Consider the following 15970-nt stretch of genomic DNA (forward strand, 5'->3'; position numbering starts at 1 on the left):
GCTGGCTCACCGGGTCGAGCGCGGCCGAGGCCTATTTCGGCGCGGCGATGCTGTTCGCGGCCGTCGGCGCCCTGATCCTGGTGCTCGTCGGCGCCACCTACAGCGAAGGAACGCAGCCGCACCGGCCGCTGCCCGCGAGCGTCGGCGCCGCACTGCTAAGCCTCGCGAGGAACCGGGCCTTCGTCGCGCTCAACGCGGCGATGATGGCGATGATCGTCGCCATCACCGTGCTCAGCAAATCGGTGCTCTATTATTTCAAATATCTGTTGAACGATCCCCAGGCGGGGCAACTGGCGCTCGGCGCGATGGGGCTGGTCAGCGGCGTCGCGATCCCGCTGTGGATGCTGGTCGGCCGCCGAGTTGGCCTGCGCGCGCTGTGGATGATCTCGGCGGGCCTCGGGATCGCCGGGCTGATCCTCTTTGCGGTCGTGCCCTTCGGCGGCACGCACCTGATGCAGCTGTTCCTTGTCGCCATGCAGGTGATGAGCGTCGGCCTGAATTTCGTCTTCTGGGCGATGCTTCCCAACACGATCGAATATGGCGAGCAGGCGACCGGGCTGCACGTCGAAGGGACGGTGTTCGGGGTCGCCGCGCTCCTCCAGCGGATCGCGATCGGCGTCGCGACGGCGATCCTCGGCTGGGGCTTCGCCTCCGCCGGCTATGTCGCCAATGTCGAGCAGAGCGAAGCGACGCTCGCGAGCATGCGCATGACCGTCGCGCTGGCGCCGCTCGCCTTCCTCGCGCTGTCATGCGTCGCAATGCTGTGGAACCCGCTCGGCCGACGTTCCAGCGAGGCGCCGGAGGTTGCGGGCGCCGCTGTCTAGGCGACGACGTCGAAGGTGCCGTGGACACCCTCGGCTTCGGCCGACGGCGCAATCCAAACGTCGAAAGTGCCCGGCTCGACCACCGGCCGATCCTGGAGCCCGTAGAACGCGAGGTCGGCGGCGCTCAGCGTGAACCGCACGACCTGCGACTGGCCCGGCGCGAGCGCGATCTTGCGGAACGCCTTGAGCTCGCGCACCGGCCGCGTGACGCTCGCGACGCGGTCGTGGATATACAGCTGCGCGACCTCCTCCGCGGCGCGCGTGCCGCGGTTGATGATCGTCGCGGCGACTTCGATCCTTCCGTTCATCGGCAACGCCGGCGCGCTGAGTGTGAGCCCCGAATAATCGATCTTGCCGTAAGTGAGGCCGTGGCCGAACGGGTAGCGGGCGCTGTTCGGGATTCCGCGGAAATGCGCCTTGTACGGCTGCAGCTCGCCCGGGGGGTTGGGTCGGCCGGTCGGCTTGTGCGCATAATAATAGGGTTGCTGGCCCGACTTCCACGGGAAGCTCGCGGGCAGGCGGCCCGAAGGACCGTAGGCACCGAACAGCACGTCGGCGATGGCGTTGCCGGTCTCGGTCCCGAGGAACCAGGTGGCGAGGATCGCCTGCGCGTCGGCGACCGCGCCCTCGAGTGCGAGGGCTCGGCCGTGCTTGAGCACGACGACGACCGGCTTGCCGACCGCCGCGACCGCTTCGGCGAGCTTCTGCTGTGGCTCGGGTACGACGATCTCGGTGCGCGACTGTGCTTCGCCCGACATGCCGGTATGCTCGCCGATCGCGAGCAGGACGATGTCCGCGTCGCGCGCGGCGGCGACTGCCTGCTCGATCCCGCCGGGGAGCGGCTCTTCGACCTTTGAGCCTTCGGCGACGATGACCGACGATGGATCGCGCACGGCCGCCCGAACGCCCGTCGCAAGATCGACCGCCTTCGCATCGTCGCCGTACACCACCCACGGTCCGACGAGATCGTGCGCGCCGGACGCGAACGGCCCGATCAGCGCGATCCGTTTGCCTGAGCGGGGAAGGGGCAGCAGATCGCCGTCATTCTTGAGCAGGACGATCGACTTGCGCCCGGCTTCGCGCGCCAGCGCGCGGGTCTTGGGAAGGAGCGAGCGCGCCGCTTCGCGCTTCTCGTCGATACGGCGGAAGGGATCGTCGAACAGGCCGAGCATCGCCTTGAGCGCGAGCACGCGGCGCACGGATTCGTCGAGCTTCGCCTGCGGCACCTCGCCGCTGCGCACGAGGTCGGGCAGGAACTTGCGGTAGAGCCCGCTCGCCATGCTCATGTCGACGCCGGCGAGGAAGGCGATCCTCGCCGCGTCGCGGCCGTCCTTCGCATAGCCGCCGGCGATCATTTCCTCGTCGCCGGTGTAATCGGAGACGACGAAGCCCTGGAAACCCCACTGGCCGCGCAGCAGGTCGGTCATCAGCCAGTGATTGCCGGTCGAGGGGATCCCGTTGATCTCGTTGAACGAGGCCATCGCCGACAAGGCTCCGGCATCGAACCCGGCCTTGTACGGCGGCAGATAGACTTCGTGCAGCCGCCGCATCGACATGTTGGCGACATCGTAATCGAGGCCCGATTCAGCCGCGCCATACGCCGCAAAATGCTTGATGCAGGCGAGCATGTGCTCCGGCGACTTGAGGTCGGCGCCCTGAAAGCCCCGGACTCGCGCGGCGGCGAACAGGCTGCCGAGCATCGGGTCCTCGCCGCCCCCCTCGACTCCGCGGCCCCAGCGCTGGTCGCGCGCGACGTCGACCATCGGCGAGAAGGTCCAGTCGATGCCGGCCCCGGACGCCTCGAACGCCGCGGCTTCCGCGGTGCGGCGGGCGAGGTCGGGCTCAAAGCTCGCCACTTCAGCGAGTGGAACGGGGAAGATCGTGCGGTGGCCGTGAATGATGTCCGCGGCGAAGATCATCGGGATCTTCATCCGCGATTCCTTGACCGCGGCGTTCTGGAGAAGCCGCGCCATGCGTGCGCCGTTGCCATTGAAGACACCGGTCAGCTGGCCCTGCCGCGCCTCATTGACCTGCTGGTCGAAGTCCGATCCGTTGCCGGGCGGGTTCAAGCTCAGCGCAGCGCCGCCGCCCCAGGCCGACGGCATGATCTGGAGCTGGCCGGCTTTCTCCTCCGGCGTCATGCGCGCGATCAGCGCGTCGACGAACCCGGGAACCGCGACCTTGCCAACGGCCTGGAGCAGCGCTCGAGCGGGGCTGGCGAGCCACGCTGCGGCCGCCCCGGTGCCCATCAGCATGGCCCTTCGCGAAACGCGCGTGTCGAGCATGACCTGTCCCCTTCATCCTGCCGCGACCCGGCGCAAGTGCCGCGACCGAAGCACGCGCTCGCCCGCGCACTTGACCCTCTGTGTAACCGGTTACATGACGCAGCTGGTGAGCAATTGCAATCGCCGCGCGCGTGACTTTCGCGCCGTTTCCGGCCGATAAGGCCCCGCCTGCCGGCTTCTCGTGAGGAGAGCATGCCCGAAGCCACGATCCGCGATGTCGCACGCCGGGCGAAGCTCTCAGTGGCGACCGTGTCGCGGGCGCTCAACGGTTTTGACAATGTTAGCGAGCAGGCACGCGAGCGTGTCACCCAGGCGGTGCGCGAGCTCGGCTACGTCCCGCACGCCGGCGCGCGCAGCCTTAGCCTCGCGCGGACCAATGCCATCGGCGTCGTGCTCCCCGACCTTCACGGCGAGTTCTTTTCGGAGATCGTGCGCGGCATGGACCGTGAGGCGAGCCGGCGCGGTTACCTTCTGCTGCTCTCCAACCTCCACGCGCGCGCCGAGCAGGCGCAGCTCGCGCTTCGCGCGATGCACGGCCGCGTCGACGGGCTGATCGTGATGGCGCCGCACCTCAAGTCGGAGGAGCTGGCGGCGGCCCTGCCGCCGGGCGTGCCGTCGATCCTCATCAACACCCGCGACAAGCCGGGCGCTCATGCGGCGATCCACCTGGACAATGTCGCGGGGGTCCGGGCCGTCATCGATCATCTCGAGAAGCTCGGGCGCAAGCGGCTGGTTCATATCGCAGGGCCGGCGGGCAACGTCGATGCCGACGAACGCGCGGCGGCGGTTCGCGAGGCGTGCGCCGCCGCCGGGATCGCGTGCGAAATCCTTCACGGCAATTTCGAGCAGCAATCGGGCGAGCGCGCGATCGCGGCGCTGCTGGAACGCGGTCATGAATTCGACGCGTTGTTCGCAGGCAACGACAATATGGCGATTGGCGCCCTTCAGGCTCTCCGCGCGCACGGCGTTTCGGTCCCCGACCAGGTGGCCGTTGCCGGCTTCGACGACATTCCGCTCGCGCGCCACCTCGGCCTGACCACGGTGCGCGTGCGGATTGCGGAGCTCGGCGAGCGGGCGCTTGCCCGGCTCCTCGACTCGTTCGGCCGAGGACAGGATCGAGGTGACGAGCTCCACGCGCCCGAACTCGTCGTCCGCGCCACGACCGGCGAGGTGAAGCCCTGATGCATATCGACCGGCGCGCGCTGCTCAAGGGATCGTCGCTGCTCCTTGCGAGCGCGGCTTTGCCGGCCCGAGCGGGCTTCGCATCGGCACCGTCGCTTCCGGCCTTCTACGAAGACATTGAACGCCGCACCTTCCGCTGGTTCTGGGACCACGCGAACCGCCGCAACGGACTGGTGCCCGACCGCTGGCCGACGCCGAGCTTCGCGAGCATCGCTGCAGTGGGCTTTGCGCTTCCGGCCTATGCGGTCGGCGTCGAGCGGGGCTGGTGCACGCGCGCCGAAGCACGCGACCTGACGCTTACGACGCTCCGCTTCTTCTGGAACGCGCCGCAAGGGCCGGGGCGGTCAGGCACGACCGGTCACGCGGGTTTCTTCTACCATTTCCTCGACATGGAGCGGGGGCTCCGCTTCAAGGAGGTGGAGCTGTCGAGCGTCGACACCACGATCCTGCTGATGGGCGTGCTTTTCGCTGGCCAGTATTTCGATCGGGCGGACGCCGTTGAGCAGGAAATCCGCCGCCTTGCGAACGCGCTCTACGAGCGCGCGGACTGGAACTTCTTCCGCAGTGATGGGCGCGCCGCGATCTCAATGGGATGGCACCCTGAAGAGGGGCTGATTCCGGCCAATTGGGTTGGCTTCAACGAAGGCATGTTCGTCAACGTCCTCGCGCTCGGCTCTCCGACCCACGCCGCGCCGGCCGACCTGTGGCGGGAATGGACCGCGAACTACGCCGACTTCTGGCGCGGCGAGGGGCCGACCCGCCGCGTCGCCTTCGCGCCGATGTTCGGCCACCAGTACAGCCACATATTCATCGATTTCCGCGGCGTTCGCGACGCGGTGATGCGGCGGGCCGGGTTTGATTATTTCGAGAACAGCCGGCGCGAAACCTACGCGCAGCGCGCTTACGCCGCCGCAAACCCGATGGGCTGGCGCGGCTATTCGAACCGGGTCTGGGGCCTGACCGCGTGCGACGGGCCGGGTTCGTTCGAGCTGCCGTACCGCGGCGAGGAACGGACCTTCTACGGCTATGCGGCGCGGGGCCCGATCGGCGAACCGGACGGCCGCGACGACGGCACCATCGCGCCGACTGCCGCGCTCGGATCGCTTCCGTTCGCGCCGGAGATCGTCATCCCCTGTGCGCAGGCGCTGCGGGCAGAGCCGCGGCTGTTCGCCCGCTACGGCTTCAAGGACAGCTTCAATCCCAGCTTCAACTACACAGGCGTGACGGTCGAGACGGGCTCGGTCGATCCACGGCACGGGTGGGTCGCGACCGATTATCTCGGAATCGACCAGGGGCCGATATTGCTGCAGGCAGCAAACTACCGCGACGATTTCGTGTGGCGGCACATGCGCCGCGTGCCCGCGATCCGCCGCGGGTTGATCCGCGCCGGGTTCACGGGCGGATGGCTCAGCGCACGGGCAGAACGCGGCTGAGCTTCGACACGCCGCTTTCGTTGAATGCCTCGACCGCCGCGTAATAAGGCACGCCGACGTTCAGCGAACGCAGCTCCTTGCTCAAAGTCGCGCCATTGCCGAGCTCGTCCGCCCACAGCTGGTGCGTGAGCGTCAGTCGATCAGGCCGGATTCCGAAACGGATGTTGTAGCCGATTGCGCCGGGTACGCGCTTCCATCGGATCGTCGCGTCGCGCTGGTCGGTGTGCCGCGATGCGGTGACTGCGGCCGGTTGCGCCGGCGCTGCACCACCGGCACTCCCGAACACGCGGATGTCGCTGATCGCGAGGTTGGCCGCGCCGACGTGCCCATGGACGTAACGGATGAACCGCGCGCGCACCGGCGAATCGAGCTCGAAATAGGCATTCGGCCGGTCGCGCCGCGGCGCCTCGGTGCGCGCGATCTCCTGCCATTGCTGGCCGTCGCTCGACGCCTCGAGCGTGAACTCGGTATAGATATCGGGCGCATCGGCGAAGCGGCCGGACTTATAGTCGGCGAAATTCACCTGCACCGCACGGACGGTGTCGACCTTCCCGAGATCGACGGTGAGCGTTTCGCCCGGTTTTTTCTCGGCGGCGACCCAGAAGCTCTGCGGGTTCTCGTCGGTCACCCTGTCGGCGGCGAACTCGCCTAACGTCGACGAGGCGCTTACGCCCTTGCGGTAGGAGAGCAGCATCCAGCCTGTGAACAGGCTGTCGGGGTCGTCAATTTTTTTCGTTGGGACGTATTGCGGGAAGTCGCCGAACCGCGACGACGCCCCGAACTGCCCGTCGGCCTCGAACCTCGCGGGCAGCATGTCGATCCGCCGTTCGAAGGTCCAGTTGTAGCCGATCCACGGTGTCCCCGTGTTCCACCAGTTTCCATACCGGTCCTGAAAGGTCGAGCCGTGGCCCGCACCGTGAACGAAACCGCCGGGCTTGTAGGCGATCGGGTTATAGTCGGCATATTCGAACGGGCCGAGCGGCTTGTCCGACACGTAGGTGCCGTTTGCATAGGCGTTGAACTCGGTCCCGGGCGCGCCGTACTGGAGATAGTAGCGCCCGTCATGCTTGGTCATCCACGCGCCCTCCACGTAGGGCTTGGTCGGTTGGCCGTTGGCGAGGAGCCCGCTGTGGTCCTGTCCGAACCGTTCCCACCCGTGCTTGTCCGGGTGCAGGACGAACAAGGGTTCGGCCGGGCTCTGGTAAATCAGCTTGCCGTCGGCGAACGCAATCTTCTGCCCGTAGATCGGGAAAACGTTCGATGAGCCCCAGTACAGGTACCACTGGCCGTCGTCGTCCTTGAGCAAACCCGGGTCCCACGGTCCCGGCGGCACTTCTCCTGGCTTCATCTCCTCCGGCGGCTTGTCGACACCGCCCGGAAGCTCCGGCATCTGCCGCACGAGAACGTCGAGCTTGCCGGTCTCCGGTGCCGTCGTGACGAAGATGGCCCCCGGGCGCGTGAACGAGATCGACGGCATCAGGATCAGCCGGTCGCCGTCGACGGCCGCAGCCGGCGCGACGACGCCGCCGAATGGCCAGCGCGACGGGGTGACGAACTCCCAGTGCATGAGGTCGGTCGAGCGCCAGTAGCCGTCGGCCAGAGTCATGAAGAGATAGTAGTCGCCGTGATAGTTGACGACCGCAGGGTCGGCACCCGTCCGGTACGACACGCCCTGGTTGATCTGCTCGAAATTGTAGCGGTAATCGATGTCGATCGGGTTGATGTAGGTGCGCTGCGCGGCGGCGCCCGAGTCTGCGATCGCCAGCGCGGCGGTCAGCAGCAGGAATTGGCGCATTTGGATCTCCTCAGTTGCCGCGGACGAACAGATTGGCGGTCAGCCGCCCTTCGCGCGGATCGGCGCTGAAGCTCATGTCCGGCGGGATGATTCCCGAATGGAGCAGGCTTCCCTGGTAGACGATCAGCCGGTCCGGCACGCCTTCGACCGCGCCGATTTGCTCGAAATGCTCGTCCGACCCGTGGATGTACCCTGCGTCTGCCGGCAGCAATGCCGCGTCGGCTTTTGCGGTGCGGACAAACAGCTCGACATTCGAATCCGTGACTTGTTCGATGCCGGTCGAGCGTTGACGGTAGAATGCGGTGCCCGAGCCGCACGGTACCCGCAGGTAGTGCAGAAGCGCGAGGTGCTTCGCGTCGGTCGTGTCGAAATGCGGCGCGCGTTGCGGAGGCGTGAGTTTGGCTGGCGAGGTCGTCACCATCGAAAAACTCGCCTCGAGCAGCGTGAACCGATCGAGGTCAAAGGCGCCGGCAATGAACTGCGCGGCGCGCTCGCACGTCTCCTGCACGTAGGAATCGGCCGCGTCATCGGCGAGGGTGATTATGCGACGGAGCCCGGGGTAGTAGTTGGTGTGCGGAGGGTAGGGCGCGAGTCCTTCAGCGATGTCGAGGATGCGGTCGAGCTCGCCGCTGAATTCGTCGACGATCACGACCGGGCTGGCGGCCTGTCCCAATCGGCGAAGTTCGGGCCTCACTCCGGCCACACCTCTTCAAGCAAAAGAGGAGGGGCGGTGAGCCCCTCCCGATCGGCCCGAGGGGATGCAAGGGCCGAAGTATCTCAACCTAGAATTTGAACCGAAGCCCCGCCTGGAACTGGCGCTGGTCGTTGCTGACCTGGCTACGCGGGTCGACCAGTGGCGGGACCGCGCCACCGCCGGCACCCCATGCGGAGTAGGTGTGGTTGACCCAGTCGAACACGTTGAAGACCTGGAAGTCGGCGGTGAGCTCGGTACCCCAGGGAAGTTTGAAGGTCTTGGCCACGCGCGCGTCGAGCCGCTTGTAGCCGAACGTCTTGTGCGGGAAGTAGACGCCGGCAAGATTGGCGAAGCAGCACGCGCCCTCGGGCGGCGGCGCAACGGTGCCTGGCGGTGAATTGAAGGTCGCGACCAGGTGGCCGAAGGCCGGGCCTGACGACAGAGTGAGGATCCCTGAAAGCGTGATCCCGAACGGGGCGCGCCAGTTGCCCGAGGTCACAGACCGCCATTTCTCGACGTTTGGCACATAGTTCCAGCCGTAGGTGTCGAGCTCCGGCCCATTGAACATTTCGTCGCCGAAGAAGTCCTGGCCGATGTTGGTCCGCGCACGCTGGAGCGTCAGCGACTGCGTGAAGCCCCACGTGCTCCTGTCGGTAAACGGCTTTTCGATTTGCAGGTAGAGCGCGTTGAGCGTCGCCCGGCCGTTGTTCTGACCGCGGTTCAGCTTGCCGTTGAAGCCGGTCAGCTGACCGTTGGTTGCCGCGCAGTTCGGGAACGGCCCGTTCGGCGTGAAATCGATGATCCACTGGTCGCCGCCGTTGCTGCACCCGATCACGTTGCCCGCAGAGTCCCGCTGCAGCTGTACGGTGTACCAGCCGTTCGAATAGAAGTTCGCGCGCGTGAACAGGAAGATGTTGTGCGATTCGACATGGCTGTAGGTCAACGACGTCTGGATGTCGCCGAAGCGCTTGCGGACTCCGATGTCGAACTGGTCCGAATAAGGCATCTTCACCTTGTTCGGTAGCACCCAGACTGCGCCGCCGGTGAAGCCCTGGCTTGCGGCGAACTGGCGCAGCGCCTCGGGATCGTGGCAGTAGGCCGGCGGCGACGCGCCGGCGCAGGCCGGCAGCTGGAGCGTGAGGGTGGTGTTGCTGTTCTGGAGCGTCTCGAGCACGCCTTCGATGAACAGCGGCCGGTCGTAATAACGGCCCGCGCCGCCGAACAGCACCAGGTCGTGGTCACCGCGGACGTCGTAGGAAACGCCGAGACGCGGCTGGAACGCGCCCCAGAATGGCTTCCGGTTGTCGCCGGTCGAAATATAGTCGTCCGCATCGATGCCGCGCGCGATCCAGCCCGGATAGGCGCGGAGCGCCGCCGCGATCGCCGGCGGAGTGACGTAATCGTTGTTGTTGGCGTTGCTCTCGAAATCCCAGCGCAGCCCAGCATTGACCGTCCAGTGCTCGTCGGGCTTCCATTCATCCTCGACGTAAAGGCCGATCTGCGTGTCCTTGCCCGACACCGTGGGCGACGGCGCGACGTTGATTGACCCGGCGAACGGCGCAGCGGTCGTGATGTCGAACGACGAAATCGGGCACGGCGTGCCGGGTGGTGTCGTGCACGGGTTCGCGACGAAATAGGTCCCGTTGAAGCCGTTGTTCTCGGTCCGCGCAAGATCGTAGAAGGTGATCTGGCCGCCGGCCTTGAAGGTGTGCTCGCCGTGACGCAGGGTCGCGTCGTCCTTGATCACCCACGACTTCTCTTCGTCGTTCTGCTGGAAGCTGTTGGCGCCGAGGAAGACGAGCCGCGAGCCGGTGTCATGACCGCCCGTCAGAATATATTCCGGACCTTCCGTGAGGTTGGGCGTTCCCTGGTTGGCCTTGTCGTAAGCGATGTTCAGGAAGTTCAGGAAATTGCCGACGCTGTGCTTCCACTGTAGCTGGTAACGCCTCTGCTCGGTCTCGAGCAGGCGCCCGTGACTCTGAACCGCATTGCCGCCGAAGTCGCTGAGATTGCTCTGGACGCGGCGGTAGCCCATCAGGTTGACGGTGTCGTTGTCGGTCGCGAACCAGGTCAGCTTGCCGAAATAGAGACGTTGCTTGAAGTCCTGCGGAATAGACCCGTTGACCAACGCCTCGATGTTCTGCGGGACCGACGCGGAAACGTCGAAGGTACGCGCGGGGAACTTCCGGTTCAGACCCTCGAACGCCACGTAGAAGCTGAGCTTTCCCGGGATGATGGGACCGCCGAGATCCGCGCCGAACTGCTTGCGGTCATAATCCTGGTTCGTGTTCTTGGTGTAGGCGCGTCTGCCGATGAAGGATTCCGGCTGCCAGTCGAGGAAAGCGGATCCGTGAAAACGATCGCCGCCAGTCTTGGTGATCGCCGACAGAACGCCCGCTGCCGACTGGCCAATCTCGGCACCGAAATTCTGCGTGATTAGCTGATATTCCTGGATCGCGATTTGCGGAAAGGGGTTGCCGAAATCGCCGAAGTTCTGCCCGAACATGCCCCCGTGGTTGATCGGGTTCTTGAACGTCATCCCGTCGAGAAGGACATTCGAATTGGCAGGCGACAGCGCGCCGATCTGAAGCTGTTGCGCGCCGCTCGGATTGGTTAGCTGGACGCCTGGCGCGAGCTGGGCGAAGCTGAGGAAGTTGCGCGAGTTCTGGGGCAGGTTTTCGATCTGCGCCGGAGTGATGTTCGTGGCGACGGACTGCGCCTGGACGGGCTGGGCCGTGCGCCGCCCGGTGACGACGATCGCGCCGCCTGCCGCGCGCGGCGCGACGAAGTCGATGATCACCGCCTGGTTGACGCCGACCGTCGCGCTCTGCGCCGCCTTGCCCTCGACCGAGACGGTGTAGGTCGACGGACGAAGGCCGAAAATCTCGTAGTCGCCCTGCGCGTTGACGGTGCCGACCTGGCGCTGCCCGGTGTGGCTGTCGACGGCCACCACCTGAGCGCCCGCCGCCGCGCCGTCGACGTGGCCGCGGATCGTTCCGAACTCAGTCTGAGCATAAGCGGGGCTCGCGACGGTGAGCGCGACGGCAATCGCAACGCCCGAAATTCCTGACGCAAGCCTGCGCTTGTTGTGCGTGTTGTTCACTTCGCGTCTCCCCAGTCGCGGCGGGTGTAACCGGTTACATCTGTGCATAACCAATTGCTCGTTGGCGCGCGATGAAACTATTTCACCGGCGCGAAGTCAACTCGGCTGAACGAATGTTCATACGGCTTTGCCGCCGCTGTGTCCTTGAAGCCACGCGCGGCCGTTACGTTGCGCCGCGCTCATAGCTCAGCGTGAAGCTGACACCCGGCGGGGCGGCAGCCGCCGGCGGCGCCGGCGTGCTGGGCGGAAGCCGCCGCACGAACTCGCCGTGGTCGGGCATCTTGTCGGCCACATCCTCGATCACCTCGACGATGTCGCTCAGGAAGCCCGCGATCTCCTCCGCAGGGACGAAGCTCGTGACCGGATCGGGCTGCATCTCGAACCCTTGGCCGAGCAGAACCTGGACCCAGCTCTCCTCGGCGAACAGTTCCTGCGCATTGTGCTTGAAGAAACGGCCGGACGACCGGAACAGTTCGAACCGGTCGTTGAGCGAGTCCGGCACGTCCATGGTGCGCAGATGATCCCAGAACGGGTCACCGGTGCGCCGCGTGACCTTGTAGTGCGCGATGATGAAGTCGCGCACGTCCTCATATTCGGTGCGCGCCTGGAGGTTGTATTCCTCGATATCCGCAGCGGAGAAGCTTTCCGCCGGAAACATCGCGAGCAGGCGGTGGATGCCGGTCTGGATGAGGTGGATGCTGGTCGATTCGAGCGGCTCGAGAAAACCGGACGAAAGACCGATTGCGATCACGTTCTTGTCCCATGCCTTGAGCCGCTGCCCTGGGCGGAACCGCACGAGGCGCGGGTCCGCGATCGGCTCGGAGTCGACATTGGAGAGCAGGATTTCGGCCGCTTCGTCGTCGCCGAGCAACTGCGAGGCATAGACGTAGCCGTTGCCGACGCGGTGCTGCAGCGGGATGCGCCACTGCCATCCCGCCTTGTTTGCGGTGCAGCGGACATAGGGTGTCACCGGCTCGACGCTCGCGGTCGGAACGGCTTGGGCGCGGTCGCACAGCAGCCACTGGTTCCAGTCCTCGTAGCCGATGCCGAGGGCGTCGCCGATCAGCAGAGCGCGCATGCCCGAGCAGTCGACGAACAGGTCGCCGTCGACCTCGCGCCCGTCGGCGAGCCGGACGCGTTCGACGAAGCCACTTTCGGGCTGCTGCACGACCTCGACGATGCGGCCCTCGATCCGGGTTACGCCGCGCGCCTCGCATTGCGAGCGCAGTAGCCGCGCGAACAGCGACGCATCGAAATGAAAGGCGTAATCGATGTCGGCGAGCGGCGAATTGGGGTTGCGCTTGTCCGGGAATGCGAAGCGGTTCTTGAGGCAGGCGACGCAGTTCAGCGCGTAGTGATCGAAATGTTTGACCTTCTCCGGCGTGCGCGCCCGCGCGGCGAGCCACAGCTGGTGCGGGTGAAGCCACAGCATGTCGCGGCCGATCTTGCCGAATCCGTGGATGTAGGATTCGCCCGGCTCGCCCCAGTCGATGAACTGGATGCCAAGCTTGAACGTCGCCTTCGTCGCGGCAATCATCTCGAGCTCGTCGACGCCGGCGAGCGCGAGATAGTTGCGGATGTGCGGGATGGTCGCTTCGCCGACGCCGACGGTCCCGATCTCCTCCGATTCGATCAGCCGGATTTCGACCTGGCTCAGCCATTGCGAGAGGACGGCCGCCGTCATCCAGCCGGCCGTGCCGCCGCCGACGATCGTTACCTTGCGAACCGGCTGGTCGGATCCCGCCACCATCATCCTCCGAGCTGGGTGTTCGAAGCCGCTTAGAGCAAATCCGGCGCCAAAGGGGCAAGCGCCGGCTATTCCGCTTCCGCGCTTTCCACCAACGGCACACGGTAGTCACCCAGCAGCTTGCCGATGTCACCCTTGCGCCGGGCGAGCGCCCGGTCGATTTCCTTCAGCAGCTTCGGTCGTTCTTCTGGACGCCGACGGAAATGTCGAACTGCATCGGCCACTGTATGTCGGGCGTCCACGGAGTCACGGGCTCGAGCCGCAGCGGCACCGGCGAGCGCGCCGCGAAATAGCTCGCGAGCGGACCCCAGACCAGCGCCACGTCGACGGCGACATCGATGATGGTAAGCGTCCCCGAAATTCTGCTCACGGCATAAAGGCGCGTCTCGTCGGGCTAGAGGCCGATGCCCCAGGTCCGCTCGCCCGTCGGCCATCATCGCCGCACCGCACCACTCGCCGGCTGCGGCCGTGCGCAGGATCGAGTGCTACGAACGACGCGGCGGCAATCGCGACACGCTTCAGCAACACACGCCTCCAGTTTCCCCGCGCAGCGGCGCGGGTCGCTGCGGCAAACCTAATTGCGTTAGCGCCGAACTGCTCCGGCGCTGCGCCGAGCCCGTCTTCCGGCGCCGGGACAATCGAATATCCTTCAAGGCCTTTGCGGGAGCGTGACGATGGGCTGGTGCATTGGACGAACGGAAGCGCTGACGGATCCGCTCAGCGCGCGGCGCAAGGCGCTGGCGAAGCTGCGCGGGCTTGCCGACCTGGACGAGCCCGAGAGCCTGGTCGTGCCGATCCTGATCGACGCAATCCTGATGGCGGAAAGCTATCGCGGCGCGCGTCACGAGATCACGTTCCTCGCCGAACTCACGCGCAGCGTCGACGCGTTGATCCGCGAGCTCAACGCGGCCGAAAAGGCGCAGGAGTGGGCCGAGCCGGTCAACGCAGCCTAGGCAAAAGCGGAGCGCCGAGCGCGAAACTTTCGAGTCCGACCGCTTCGAACGATCGGTGAAGCTGGAACGCTGCGTCCTTCAACTTGTCGAAGTCGAGCCTCGGAGCGGGGTCGAGGTCGATAACCAGCCGGTCCGGAGTCTCGATGGTTCCGGCGCGGCTGCCCCAGCCGTGGAACTCGACCGTCTGGACCGTCGCGCAGGCGACGATCTCCTCGGCGCTTTCGACGTACAGATATCGCTCGGTCCGCCCGTTCTTCTGCGCGACCGGCTCGAGGTGGACGAGGGTGTCGAACTCCTTGCCCGCCGGCGGATGCTCGCGATTGCGCTGGAAGAAGCATTTGCTTGTCCGGCAGCGGAACAGGTTGAGCAGCCGCCTGTCGAGGAACGGGAGCATGATCGGCGCGACGATCCGATAGTGGAGCGTCGTTGCTCGGACACTGATCTCGGCCTTCGGGTAGGTCGGCTCGGGCGTCCACACCATGGACGGTAAATCGGCCGGCAACCGCGATCGTTCAGCGGACGGTGAATTAATGTGAACCAAACAGGCGGCGATGGAATCAAATGCGGCGGATGTGCAGTGCCGCAGACGAGGTGAACGATGAAAGTTGAGGGCAAGCTGGAGGGGCGCGAATTGCTGCCCCGCCGCACGCGTATCGATGTCGGCTGGTTGGTCGTTCTCGAGTCCCCGGCGGGCAAGGTCCGCGCCGAGCTTCTCAACGTTTCGGCTCGCGGATTCCGGCTGCGCACCGCACGCGCGCTCGAGGCGGGCGCGGAAGTCGCGATCCGTTTCGCCAGGGATGCGCCGATCGCCGGCCTCATCCAGTGGGTCGACGGCCGCAACGCCGGCGGCGTCTTCGCGGAGGCTGTCGCCCTGTAACGCTCAGCCCGCTTGCCCCATCCCGTTTCGCTTCTAATGGTAGCGCTAACGCGGGAGGGGAGAGCATGCGCTTGCACCGGCTGATCGGCGTCGTCGCCGCCTTGTTGCTCATGAGCGTGGCTACGGCAGTGGACGCGGCGGCGTACAAGAACTTTCGCGCGGCGATCTACATCCCCGTCGCAGAGACCAAGAAGCTCGCCGACCCCGCGACATTTGAGCGCCAATTCAAACGTGTTTCGTCGCAGCTCGACTTCGACAAGGTCTATATCGAGGCGTACCGCGACCGGCAGTTCGCGACCGACGCCGACCTCGACACGGTCAAGCGCGCGTTCCAGGCCAAGGGCATCGAGACCTCGGGCGGCGTGACACTCGCCGCCGGCGGGTCGGGCGGGCAGTTCGGCACCTTCGATTACGAGAACCCGGCCGACCGCGCCGAATGCGAGCGCGCGGTGCGGCTGATCGCGCGGCACTTCGACGAAGTGATCCTCGACGACTTCTTCTTCTACACCTCCAAGTCCGACGCGGACATCGCCGCGAAGGGCAACCGCAGCTGGACCGACTACCGCGTCGACAAGATGCGCGAGGCGAGCCGCAACCTCGTGCTCGGCCCGGCGAAGCAGGAGAATCCGCGCGTTCGTGTGATCATCAAATATCCCAACTGGTACGAGCATTTCCACGGCACCGGCTACGATCTGGCCGAGCAAGCGAAGATGTTCGACGCGATCTACACCGGGACCGAGACGCGCGATCCGGTGATCACCGACCAGCTGCTTCAGCAGTACGAGAGCTACGAAATCTTCCGCTACCTCTCGAACGTCCGGCCGGGCGCGAACCTCGGCGCATGGGTCGACACTTATTCGATCCGTTCGATCGACCGTTACGCCGAGCAGCTGTGGGACGGGCTGTTCGCCAAGGCGCCCGAACAGATGCTGTTCGAATGGAGCGCGATGGCGAGCGAGAAACCGGCGACGCCGGGCAAGCGGCCGTGGGCCAAGCAGGCGACGAGCTTCCGCTGGCCCGCCGCCGGCGGCAACGGTTGGGCTAGCGCCGCGAACCAGGCGCTGCACACGGCGGACG

The 15970-nt window shown here is 66.0% G+C and carries 13 protein-coding genes; 6 read left to right on the plus strand and 7 right to left on the minus strand.

What is annotated here, in order from left to right; genetic code table 11:
• Positions 1–824: MFS transporter (locus GH737_RS07205; protein ID WP_196233034.1), on the plus strand; the 824-nt coding region annotated here is incomplete at its 5' end.
• Here the strand turns inward: GH737_RS07205 and GH737_RS07210 are convergent.
• Positions 821–3109, minus strand: a complete 2289-nt coding sequence (locus tag GH737_RS07210) for a glycoside hydrolase family 3 N-terminal domain-containing protein (RefSeq protein WP_155264169.1) — start codon at positions 3107–3109, stop codon at positions 821–823. The genes GH737_RS07205 and GH737_RS07210 overlap by 4 nt on opposite strands.
• Positions 3110–3301: 192 nt before the next feature.
• Here GH737_RS07210 and GH737_RS07215 point away from each other — a divergent pair, with 192 nt between their 5' ends.
• The gene (locus tag GH737_RS07215) at positions 3302–4291 is read left to right on the plus strand and encodes a LacI family DNA-binding transcriptional regulator (RefSeq protein ID WP_155264170.1); all 990 of its coding nucleotides are present in this window, start codon (positions 3302–3304) and stop codon (positions 4289–4291) included.
• Complete coding sequence (locus GH737_RS07220; RefSeq protein ID WP_155264171.1) at positions 4291–5724, plus strand: glucoamylase family protein; 1434 nt, start codon at positions 4291–4293, stop codon at positions 5722–5724. The genes GH737_RS07215 and GH737_RS07220 overlap by 1 nt, the downstream gene beginning before the upstream one ends.
• On the opposite strand, the gene GH737_RS07225 is transcribed toward GH737_RS07220, so the two are convergent.
• The 5 genes from GH737_RS07225 to GH737_RS07245 form a co-directional block, all read right to left on the minus strand.
• Positions 5699–7519, minus strand: a complete 1821-nt coding sequence (locus GH737_RS07225; protein WP_155264172.1) for a family 43 glycosylhydrolase — start codon at positions 7517–7519, stop codon at positions 5699–5701. The genes GH737_RS07220 and GH737_RS07225 overlap by 26 nt on opposite strands.
• 10 nt (positions 7520–7529) lie before the next feature.
• Positions 7530–8222 (minus strand): DUF6445 family protein, encoded by a 693-nt coding sequence (locus GH737_RS07230; RefSeq protein WP_338061772.1) that lies wholly within the window; start codon positions 8220–8222, stop codon positions 7530–7532.
• Between the two features lie 79 nt (positions 8223–8301).
• A complete protein-coding gene (locus GH737_RS07235) occupies positions 8302–11316 on the minus strand; it encodes a TonB-dependent receptor (protein WP_196233035.1) in 3015 nt (1004 codons plus the stop codon).
• Positions 11317–11479: 163 nt separating this feature from the next.
• Complete coding sequence (locus GH737_RS07240; RefSeq protein ID WP_420853426.1) at positions 11480–13066, minus strand: tryptophan halogenase family protein; 1587 nt, start codon at positions 13064–13066, stop codon at positions 11480–11482.
• A 163-nt stretch (positions 13067–13229) separates the two neighbouring features.
• Entirely contained in the window at positions 13230–13433 is a 204-nt protein-coding gene (locus GH737_RS07245; RefSeq protein WP_155264176.1) for a type 2 periplasmic-binding domain-containing protein, read from the minus strand.
• Between the two features lie 304 nt (positions 13434–13737).
• On the opposite strand from GH737_RS07245, the gene GH737_RS07250 reads away from it, so the two are divergent.
• Positions 13738–14016 carry a hypothetical protein gene (locus GH737_RS07250; RefSeq protein WP_196233036.1) on the plus strand — a complete coding sequence of 93 codons (279 nt, stop codon included), beginning with the start codon at positions 13738–13740 and terminating at the stop codon, positions 14014–14016.
• On the opposite strand, the gene ligD is transcribed toward GH737_RS07250, so the two are convergent.
• Positions 14003–14497 carry a non-homologous end-joining DNA ligase LigD gene (gene ligD, locus GH737_RS07255; RefSeq protein WP_155264178.1) on the minus strand — a complete coding sequence of 165 codons (495 nt, stop codon included), beginning with the start codon at positions 14495–14497 and terminating at the stop codon, positions 14003–14005. The two genes, GH737_RS07250 and ligD, sit on opposite strands and share 14 nt — an antisense overlap.
• Before the next feature lie 117 nt (positions 14498–14614).
• Between ligD and GH737_RS07260 the strand changes: the two genes are divergently transcribed.
• Both GH737_RS07260 and GH737_RS07265 read left to right on the plus strand, forming a co-directional pair.
• The gene (locus GH737_RS07260) at positions 14615–14893 is read left to right on the plus strand and encodes a PilZ domain-containing protein (RefSeq protein WP_155264179.1); all 279 of its coding nucleotides are present in this window, start codon (positions 14615–14617) and stop codon (positions 14891–14893) included.
• A 65-nt stretch (positions 14894–14958) separates the two neighbouring features.
• On the plus strand, positions 14959–15970 hold a 1012-nt coding region (locus tag GH737_RS07265), incomplete at its 3' end, for a hypothetical protein (protein ID WP_230558680.1).

The sequence above is a fragment of the Sphingomonas segetis genome (assembly GCF_009720245.1).
Classification (GTDB): Bacteria; Pseudomonadota; Alphaproteobacteria; order Sphingomonadales; family Sphingomonadaceae; genus Sphingomicrobium; species Sphingomicrobium segetis.